This is a genomic window from Kitasatospora sp. NPDC057542, assembly GCF_042801945.1.
In the GTDB taxonomy this organism is placed as follows: domain Bacteria; phylum Actinomycetota; class Actinomycetes; order Streptomycetales; family Streptomycetaceae; genus Kitasatospora.
Window position 1 is genome coordinate 1 of sequence record NZ_JBHVFE010000379.1, and the last position, 8,877, is coordinate 8,877.

An 8,877-nucleotide genomic window follows, 5' to 3' on the forward strand; every position below is an offset into this window, starting at 1 on the left:
TCTGTGGAGCTATGGGGAATTGAACCCCAGACCTCTTGCATGCCATGCAAGCGCTCTACCAACTGAGCTATAGCCCCTTGACCTGCGATGTCACCGTGGTTCCCGGTTGTTTCCGGCCGTTTCCCTCGGCGACATCGACTACTTTACACGGTCCGGGGCGTGCTCCAGAAATCCGTTTCCCGAGGTCCGCACCACAGGCCCCGGGAGCCCCGCGCCCCGAGCTCCGAAAGCCCGAGCTCCGGGGGCCCGCCTCCGGCGCCCCCGGCGCACGCCTCCCGCCCCGGGCGTACGCCTCCGCCCGGGGGCGCGCGGCAACCAGGCGGGCGCCCCACCGCCGCGCCGCCACCGCCCCGCTACCGCGCCGCCCGCCGGCTGCGCGCCGCGAAGCCCGCGGCGGCCAGCACCACGGCGGCGGCGACCAGCAGGGTGGTCCGCAGCGCGCCCCCCGACTCGGCGGCCGGCGCCGGCAGGTCGACCTGGCCGAGGAACACCGAGCCCAGCACCGCGACGCCGATCACCTGGCCGAGCTGGATGACCGTCACCATCACGCCACTGGCGTCGGCCGCGTCCTCGGGCTCCACCCCCGCGAGCGCCCGGGCGAACAGCGGCGCGTACGCGCCGCCGGCGACCAGGCCGAGCGCGGCCATCTCCACCAGCGGACCGGCGCCGACCTCCGCCCCGCCGCCGAGCATCAGTCCGAGCAGCAGGTAGCCGCCGGCGAGCAGCGCCCCGGCGAGCGCCGGCAGGGCCCGGTGCAGCCGCCCGGGCAGCCGGTGCCAGTGCATGCTGGACAGCCCGAAGCCGACGGCGACGGGCGCCGAGCAGAGCCCGGCCTTCAGCGCGCCGTGGCCGAGCGCGGCCTGCTGGTGCAGGGCGAAGGCGAACATGAAACCCGCGAAGGCCGCCATGATCGAGAACAGTCCGGCGGCCGCGGGGCGCAGCCCGGGGGCGCGCAGCACCCGCCCGGAGATCAGCGGCTGTCCGCCGCGTCGGCCGATCCGGCGTTCGACGGCCACGAACAGGCCGAACAGCAGCACGCCGGCCGCGATCATCGCCCAGCCCCAGGCGGGCCAGCCCAGCTCGTGGCCGAGGACGAGCGGGACCACCAGGAGGCCGAGAGCCGCGCCGAGCACCACCAGGCCGGGGAGGTCGAAGCCGCGGGTGGCGTCGCCGGGCAGCCGGGGCAGCAGCCGGGCGCCGGCCGCGAGCAGCAGCACGCCGATCGGCACGTTGACCAGGAACACCGGCCGCCAGCCGCTGCCGAACAGGTCGGCGCTGACCAGGAGGCCGCCGAGCACCTGGCCGAGCGCTATGCCGCCGGCCAGCACCGCCGAGTAGAGGCCGAGCGCCCGGGTGCGGGCGGCACCGGTGAAGGTGCGCTGGAGCAGGCTCATCACCTGGGGCACCATCAGGGCCGAGCCGGCGCCCTGGAGCAGCCGGAAGGCGATCAGCCAGCCCGTGGCCGGGGCGAGGCCGCAGGCCAGCGAGGCGGCGGTGAAGACGGCCAGGCCGAGCTGGAAGAGCCGGCTGTAGCCGTAGCGGGCGCCGAGCCGGGCGCCGGTGATGAGCAGCACGGCGTAGGCGATGGTGTAGCCGGCGATGACCAGCTGGAGGGCGGCGCCGGAGGCGCCCAGGTCGGTTCGGATGGTGGGGACCGCGACATTGACGATGGAGCCGTCGAGCACGGCCATGAACTGCCCGCACAGGACGAGCGCGAGGAGCAGTCCGGGCCGTACCGCCGGGGTCTCGGTGGTGCCTCCGGCCACGCGGGGCCGGATCTGAAGGTCCGTCATGGCGGCCAGCCTGGCCCCGTGGCGGTACTGGTGGTTAGAGCCTGCCGATCCTGGTACTGGCAGCACCTGTATCGGCGGCCCGGGCTGCGGCACCATGGGTCCATGACCGTCCTGGAGGAACTGCCCACCGTGGCCGGCGGGCGCGACCGCCGCCGCACCGAGCTGGCCCGCTTCCTGAAGGCCTGCCGGGCGCGGGTCACTCCCGTGGACGTCGGGCTGCCGCCGGGGCTGCGCCGCCGTACGCCGGGGCTGCGCCGCGAGGAGGTCGCACAGCTGGCCGGGGTCGGGGTCACCTGGTACACGTGGCTGGAGCAGGGCAGGCCGATCAACGCCAGTGAGCAGGTGCTGCTGGCGGTGGCCCGGGCGCTGCTGCTGGACGGCACCGAGCACGAGCACCTGTTCCGGCTGGCCGGGGTGTCCGCCTCGGCGCGGGCGCTGCCGGCCGTGCCGGAGCTGTCGCCGTCGATCCAGGTGATCCTGGACTCGCTGGCGCCGCTGCCGGCAGCGGTCTCCAACACCCGGTTCGACGTGCTGAGCTTCAACGGCCCGTACCGCTCGTTGTTCGGCATCGACCGGATGCGCCCGTCGCGCGAGGTGGTGTTCAACAGCCTCTGGTGCATGCTGACCGCCCCGCCGTGCTGCAACCCCTGCGAGAACCGGGAGGAGACCCTGCCGCGGATGGTGGCGGTGCTGCGCTCGGCGTACGGCAAGCACGTGGGCGAGCCGGCCTGGGAGGAGCACGTGCAGCGGATGTCGGCGCGCAGCGAGCTGTTCCGGGAGCTGTGGGACCGCCAGGAGGTCGCGCCGCCGGAGGCGTGGCTGCGGATGTTCCGCCACCCGGAGGTCGGGGTGCTGCGGCTGAACGCCACCTACCTGACGATGCCGGGCGTGCCGGAGTGCTACATCGTGGTGTACGTGCCGGCCGGCCCGGAGGACCGGGAGCGGGTCGAGCGGCTCGGCTCGCTGCCGCCGGGCGGCTGGAGCCACACCTGCGAGGCCTGACGCCGGAGCCCGCTCGATGAAACGGCGGGAGACTGAGACGGCGGGAGGCCGAAACGCCGGAAGGCCGCCACCCCTTGGGCGACGGCCTTCCGAACTGCTGTGGAGCTATGGGGAATTGAACCCCAGACCTCTTGCATGCCATGCAAGCGCTCTACCAACTGAGCTATAGCCCCGCGACACGGGCGACCCTGGCTGACCACGACCGCCGATGCGGAGTGGAGCTATGGGGAATTGAACCCCAGACCTCTTGCATGCCATGCAAGCGCTCTACCAACTGAGCTATAGCCCCGCACTCACCGGATCTCCCGCTTCCCTTCCGGGCCGCGTTCCTTCCCTGCGAACGAGGAAGACTCTAGCTGGTCAGGGCCGGAACTGCGAAATCCGCTCCCTCCGGACCCCTGCCGAGGGCCCCGAGAGGCCCCCGGCGTCCGGTGCCGCCCGCGCCGGGACCGCTCAGGTGTCGTCGCCGATGACCGGCTGCGGCAGCGTGCCCGCGTTGTGCTCCAGCAGGCGCCAGCCGCGCGTGCCGTGGCCGAGCACCGACCAGCAGCAGTTGGACAGCCCGCCGAAGCGCTCCCACTGGGCCGGCTCCAGGCCGAGCAGCCGCCCGAGCATGGTGCGGATCGTCCCGCCGTGGCTGACCACCACCAGCGTGCCGTTCTCGGGGAGCTTGCCGACGGCCTCCAGGACCACCGGCACCGAGCGGTCGGCGACCTCGGTGGCCAGCTCGCCGCCACCGCCGCGCCGCACCGGATCGCCGGCCGCCCAGGCCTCGTACTCCTCCGGGAAGCGCTCGCGGATCTCGGCGTTGGTCAGGCCCTGCCAGGAGCCCGCGAAGGTCTCCCGCAGGCCCTCGTGGTGCTGCACGTCGAGCCCGGTGACCGCGGCCAGCTCCGCAGCGGTGCGCCGGGCGCGCTTGAGGTCCGAGGAGATCAGCAGGTCGGGACGGAGCCCGGAGAGCAGCCGGGCCGCCCGCTGGGCCTGCAGGACGCCCTGCCCGGTCAGCTCGATGTCCGTGGTGCCCTGGAAGCGGGATTCGAGGTTCCAGGACGTCTGACCGTGCCGCCAGAAGACGATGCGCGGGCCCCGGGTGCCCCGGCTCAGTGCAGGTCCTCGGGCTTGCCGAAGTCGTCGGCGGGGGCGACGGCGTTGCCGGCCTCGTCGGTGTGCGCGTCCGGGCGGTTGCGCGAGGCCAGGGCGTCCTCGGGCAGCGGCAGCTCGGGGCAGTCCTTCCAGAGCCGGTCCAGCGAGTAGAAGGAGCGCTCCTCGGAGTGCTGGACGTGCACGACGATGTCCAGGTAGTCGAGCAGGATCCAGCGGCCCTCGCGCTCGCCCTCGCGGCGCACCGGCTTGATGTCCAGCTGCTCGCGCAGCTGGTCCTCGATCTCCTCGGCGATCGAGCGGACCTGGCGGTCGTTGTTCGCGGAGGCGATCAGGAAGGCGTCGGTGATCGACAGCACCTCGCTGACGTCGAAGGCGATGATGTTGTGCGCGAGCTTGTCGGCCGCCGCCTGCGCGGCGACGGTGATGAGCTGCTGGCTGTGGTCGGTGACGGTCACGGTGTTCTTCCGGCTCGGCGGCTTGGGGCGCCCCGGCGCGCGGCCGGGGTCGCCTTCCAGGATCTCACGCCGCCCGGGCGGGCCCGGAACCGTTTTCCGGGCCCCGGGCCGCCGCCGGGCCCCGGCCGTCACCCACCCCGGCCCCGGCCGTCACCCGACCCGGGCCGCCACCGGGCCCGGGCCACCGCCCTACTGGGCCTTCGGCGGCTGGTAGTCCTTGCCCAGCACGACCAGCAGGTCCGCGTTCTGGGTGTCGCCGGTCACCTTCTTCACCACCGTGTCCGGCAGGCCGAGGCTGGTCGCCAGCGACTTCGCCGCACCCTGCCGGGCGTCGTCGGTGTAGCGGATCTCACTGGCGGCCTGCGGGGCGGCCTTGGCGCCGCCCGGGATGAACGTCAGACCGGAGTTGACGATCTGGACCTGCGCGGCGGCCCCCGCCGCGTCGTTGCCGCTGGCGTCCTGGAGCGCGACCCGGGCCGGGGCGTCGCCGGTGGCCGCGGACTTCACGGTACCGCCCAGCACGTCCTTGACCTGCTTGCCCGCGGTCGCCTCGTCCAGGCTGCCGTCCGGCTTGACGGTCAGCGCGGTGGTGCCGAAGTGGCCGTCCTTCGCCTGCTGGGCGAGCTGGACGAGCACCCCGGCGAGGGCGTCCTCGGGCAGCGAGGGGTCGAGCACCGCGTTCATCCGGTGCACGTCGTCCTTGGCGTCCTTGAACTCGGTCGGCATGGTGCGCACCACCGCGTCCAGGACCTGCCCGAACCGGGCCAGCTGGGCGTCCCGGTTCTCGCCGGGGTTCTGCAGCGTGGCGTACGCGACCGCGGCCTTGCCGCTGAGCATGGTGTTCTTCCCGGCCGCGGACAGCAGCTTGCCGTCCGGCTTGTTGCCCTCGTGGGTCTCGGCGTTGGTGTCCACCCGGACGCCGCCGAGCTGGGAGACCAGCAGTTCCAGGTACGGGGTGTCCAGCCGCCAGGTACCGGCCACCGGGGCGCCGAGCACGGTGGACAGGCCGTCGCGGGTCGCCGAGGCGCCGATGCCGTCCATGGACTGGCCGATCGTGGTGACCGGCGGGTCGCCCGGGCCGGGCAGCCGCAGGGTGTCGGGCAGCAGCAGCACCGTGCCCTTCTTCCCGGAGGCGTCGTTGACCAGCAGCGCGCTGGACACCTTGCCCTGGAGGTCGCGCAGGTGGACGACGTTGACCTGGCGCCCGCCGGCGGCGGTGGCCGCGGTCGGCTTGTCGCCGGTGAGGAAGAGGTACCCGCCGACGCCGCCGGCCGCGAGCGCCACCACCACACCGAGGCCGATCAGCCGGTTGCGCAGCTTGCGGCGGCGCTCGGCGCGCACCTCACTGCGGGACTCGGCGAACTTCAGCCAGTCGATGACGTCCTCGGTCTCCTCCGCCTCCTCGTCGACGAAGGTGAACTCGCCCGTGGTGTAGCTGTCCTTGGGTGCCTTGCTCCCGGCCTTCCCGGCCCGCGCCCCGGCGACCTGCTCGGACGGCGGCTCGGCCTTGGCCGGCACCGGCTCCGTGGCGGGCCGGGGCACCCGCGGACGCGGCGGCGCGACGACGGGGGCCGCTGCGGCAGCAACGGGGGCGGCGGCGGACGGCGCAGCGGACTCGGACGTCGCCGACGACGGCGCCTGCGGCTCGACGGCCTGGTACGGCTGCTGCTGGTAGCCCTGGTAGCCCTGCTGCTGGTAACCGTACGGGTCCTGCCCGTACACCGGCTGCCCGTACTGGTCGTACTGCTGCTGCTCGTACGACTGCGGCTCCTGCTGTGGGTGCTGGTAGCCCTGGTACGGCTGCTGGTACTGCCCGGTGGACCAGTCCTCCGGCCGCCGGCCGTCGCTGCGATCAGTCATGCACCGCTCCCGGATCAGTCCCCGCGCGGCGCGTACAGCGCCCGCTTGTCGATGTAGCGGACCACGCCGTCCGGGACGAGGTACCAGACCGGCTCGCCCTGGGCGACCCGGTTGCGGCAGTCCGTGGAGGAGATGGCCAGCGCCGGGACCTCCACCAGGGAGACCCCGCCCGCCGGAAGCCCGGCGTCCGACAGAGTGTGCCCCGGGCGGGTGCATCCGATGAAGTGGGCCAGCGAGAAGAGTTCGTCGGAGTCGCGCCAGGACAGGATCTGGGCGAGCGCGTCGGCACCGGTGATGAAGAAGAGGTCGGCGTCCGGGTGCACGGCGTGCAGGTCGCGCAGGGTGTCGACGGTGTACGTCGGGCCCTCGCGGTCGATGTCGATCCGGCTGACCGAGAACTGCGGGTTCTCGGCGGTCGCGATGACCGTCATCAGGTAGCGGTCCTCGGCCGGGGTGACGTGACGGTCGCTCTTCTGCCACGGCTGCCCGGTCGGCACGAAGATCACTTCGTCCAGGTGGAACGCACTCGCGACCTCACTGGCGGCGACGAGGTGGCCGTGGTGGATCGGGTCGAAGGTGCCGCCCATCACGCCGAGGCGCTTCTTCACCGGTTCCGGTCCGCCGGGACTCCCGGCCTGCTCTCCCATGCCGCCACACCTTACGCGACACCCGTTACGGTGCGGGAACGGCCGGGTGGCGGTCCCCCGCAGACCGCGTGAGGGTTGTCCGCAGATGCGTGAGGGAGCGGCCGGCCCGTGGCCGGACGCTCCCCGAGCGGTCCCGGAACGCGGCTCAGCGGTCCCGGTTGAAGCGGGTGGTGATGAAGAGCAGGAGCAGCAGGATGACCAGCGCGGCGCCACCGGTCAGGGCCGGGTTCAGACTGTCGTGGTTGCCCCCCTCGCCCTCGGCGAGGAGGTTCAGAACGGGGAGTGCGGCAGCAGTGCTCATGGTCGGCGGGACCTTCTCGGCTCGGTGAACGGACCTGGGGGTTGTTCCGGGCCGGGTGAGGGCCCACCCGTCATCGTACGGGGGGTTACACGGCAACCGCTCGGCGGCCCACCGCCGCTGACCGGGCGTGAGCGCGGGCCCGGGGAAGGGGCCGGGAAAGAGCCGGGGAGGGCCCTGGCCTAGTTGTTCTTGAAGGCGCGCGCCATGATCCAGACCAGCAGGCCGATGCCCACGAAGGACGCGACCACGATAATCCGCAGGAGCAGGCCGGGGCCGGACTCGTCGGAGATGGGCGCGGCCAGGCTGACAAGCGTGTCGGTGGACATCTGCGGGGCTCCTCGAACTGCTCGGTACCGCGGCCGGGTCCGGTCTCGGTCGTCCAGGCCTCAGGGTAAACCGGCCTCACACCGGCGCAGCCCACCGACCCCTGTGACGTGCCCGCCGCCCGCGCGGCGGCCCGCCCGTACGCCGGCTCCGGGGACGAGTACGCAACCACGTACGTTGCACAGGCAGTCGTTGCAGGCGAAGACCAGCGGGGGGAGCGGGCCAGTGGGCCGCAGCCGCCGTCGACCAGGAGGGACCCAGACCATGACCGACACGACCGCGAAGACCCCGAGCCGCCGCCGCGAGCGCTTCCCCGGGATCTCCACCCGGGCCTGGGAACACCCGGCGGACCGCTCCGCCCTGGTCGCCCTGCGCAGGCTGACCGGCTTCGACGACATCCTGAAGAAGCTCGCCGGCCTGGTCTCCGAGCGGGCGATCCGGCTGATGTTCCTGGCCACCGCCGTGAAGACCTCCGAGCGCCAGTTCCCGGAGCTGCACGACATGGTGCGCGACGCCGCCTACGTGCTCGACCTGGAGCAGGTCCCCGACCTGTACGTCACCCAGGACCCGACGGTCAACGCGTACTGCATCGGCATCGACACCCCGGTCATCGTGGTCACCAGCGGTCTGGTCGAGCTGCTCGACGAGGAGGAGCTGCGCTCGGTCATCGGCCACGAGGTCGGCCACGCGATGTCCGGCCACGCCGTCTACCGGACGATGCTGATGATCCTCACCAACATCGCCACCCGGATCGCCTGGGTGCCGCTCGGCAACCTGGCGATCACCGCGATCATCACCGCGCTCAAGGAGTGGTTCCGCAAGGCGGAGCTGTCCAGCGACCGGGCCGGCCTGCTCGCCGGGCAGGACCTCCAGGCGTCCATGCGGGCCCTGATGAAGCTGGCCGGCGGCCACAACCTGGCCGAGATGAACGTCGACGCCTTCCTGGAGCAGGCCGAGGAGTACGAGAAGGCCGGCGACCTGCGCGACGGCGTGCTCAAGGTGCTCCAGGTGCTGCCGCAGACCCACCCCTTCGCGGTGGTCCGGGTCGCCCAGCTGAAGAAGTGGGCGGAGAGCGACGACTACCGCTCGATCCTGGCCGGCGCCTACCCGCGCCGCTCGGACGACCCGGACACCGAGCAGTGGAAGGCCGCCGCCGAGCACTACACCACCTCGGTCAAGGAGAGCAAGGACCCGCTGATGGGCCTGCTCCGGGACGTCGCCGGCGGCGCCGCGACCGTCGGCGGCAAGCTCCGCGACACCTTCACCGGCAGCGGAAACCGCAACGGCTCCTCGGGCAGCGGCGCCTCGGGCACCGGTTCCTCGGGCAACGGCGCCTCGGGCAGCAGCGACAACTGACCCGCCCGGTCCGCGACGGCGGCCGGTGTCCCGCC

At 73.0% G+C, this 8,877-nt stretch carries 9 protein-coding genes and 3 tRNA genes; 2 read left to right on the plus strand and 10 right to left on the minus strand.

Annotation, left to right across the window (positions count from 1 at the left end; translation table 11 throughout):
* Nucleotides 1–4: 4 nt before the first annotated feature.
* Both ACFU7Y_RS33390 and ACFU7Y_RS33395 read right to left on the minus strand, forming a co-directional pair.
* Nucleotides 5–77: transfer RNA gene (locus tag ACFU7Y_RS33390), tRNA-Ala, on the minus strand.
* A gap of 276 nt (nucleotides 78–353) precedes the next feature.
* Entirely contained in the window at nucleotides 354–1,793 is a 1,440-nt protein-coding gene (locus tag ACFU7Y_RS33395) for an MFS transporter (protein WP_380770622.1), read from the minus strand.
* A gap of 102 nt (nucleotides 1,794–1,895) precedes the next feature.
* Between ACFU7Y_RS33395 and ACFU7Y_RS33400 the strand changes: the two genes are divergently transcribed.
* Nucleotides 1,896–2,795 carry a helix-turn-helix transcriptional regulator gene (locus ACFU7Y_RS33400; protein WP_224284632.1) on the plus strand — a complete coding sequence of 300 codons (900 nt, stop codon included), beginning with the start codon at nucleotides 1,896–1,898 and terminating at the stop codon, nucleotides 2,793–2,795.
* A 100-nt stretch (nucleotides 2,796–2,895) separates the two neighbouring features.
* On the opposite strand, the gene ACFU7Y_RS33405 is transcribed toward ACFU7Y_RS33400, so the two are convergent.
* The 8 genes from ACFU7Y_RS33405 to ACFU7Y_RS33440 form a co-directional block, all read right to left on the minus strand.
* Nucleotides 2,896–2,968, minus strand: a tRNA-Ala gene (locus tag ACFU7Y_RS33405).
* A gap of 43 nt (nucleotides 2,969–3,011) precedes the next feature.
* A tRNA-Ala gene (locus ACFU7Y_RS33410) sits at nucleotides 3,012–3,084 on the minus strand.
* A 164-nt stretch (nucleotides 3,085–3,248) separates the two neighbouring features.
* Nucleotides 3,249–3,899: a histidine phosphatase family protein gene (locus ACFU7Y_RS33415; RefSeq protein ID WP_224284634.1), complete on the minus strand. Its 651-nt coding sequence runs from the start codon at nucleotides 3,897–3,899 to the stop codon at nucleotides 3,249–3,251.
* Complete coding sequence (rsfS, locus tag ACFU7Y_RS33420) at nucleotides 3,896–4,354, minus strand: ribosome silencing factor (RefSeq protein ID WP_224284631.1); 459 nt, start codon at nucleotides 4,352–4,354, stop codon at nucleotides 3,896–3,898. The genes ACFU7Y_RS33415 and rsfS overlap by 4 nt, the downstream gene beginning before the upstream one ends.
* 189 nt (nucleotides 4,355–4,543) lie before the next feature.
* Entirely contained in the window at nucleotides 4,544–6,214 is a 1,671-nt protein-coding gene (locus ACFU7Y_RS33425) for a LytR C-terminal domain-containing protein (RefSeq protein WP_380770623.1), read from the minus strand.
* 14 nt (nucleotides 6,215–6,228) lie between these two features.
* Complete coding sequence (gene nadD, locus ACFU7Y_RS33430) at nucleotides 6,229–6,861, minus strand: nicotinate-nucleotide adenylyltransferase (RefSeq protein WP_224284512.1); 633 nt, start codon at nucleotides 6,859–6,861, stop codon at nucleotides 6,229–6,231.
* Between the two features lie 145 nt (nucleotides 6,862–7,006).
* Nucleotides 7,007–7,162 (minus strand): hypothetical protein, encoded by a 156-nt coding sequence (locus ACFU7Y_RS33435; protein ID WP_224284513.1) that lies wholly within the window; start codon nucleotides 7,160–7,162, stop codon nucleotides 7,007–7,009.
* Nucleotides 7,163–7,341: 179 nt separating this feature from the next.
* Entirely contained in the window at nucleotides 7,342–7,488 is a 147-nt protein-coding gene (locus tag ACFU7Y_RS33440) for a hypothetical protein (protein WP_224284514.1), read from the minus strand.
* 262 nt (nucleotides 7,489–7,750) lie between these two features.
* Here ACFU7Y_RS33440 and ACFU7Y_RS33445 point away from each other — a divergent pair, with 262 nt between their 5' ends.
* Nucleotides 7,751–8,842: a M48 family metallopeptidase gene (locus tag ACFU7Y_RS33445; protein ID WP_380770624.1), complete on the plus strand. Its 1,092-nt coding sequence runs from the start codon at nucleotides 7,751–7,753 to the stop codon at nucleotides 8,840–8,842.
* Nucleotides 8,843–8,877: the final 35 nt, after the last annotated feature.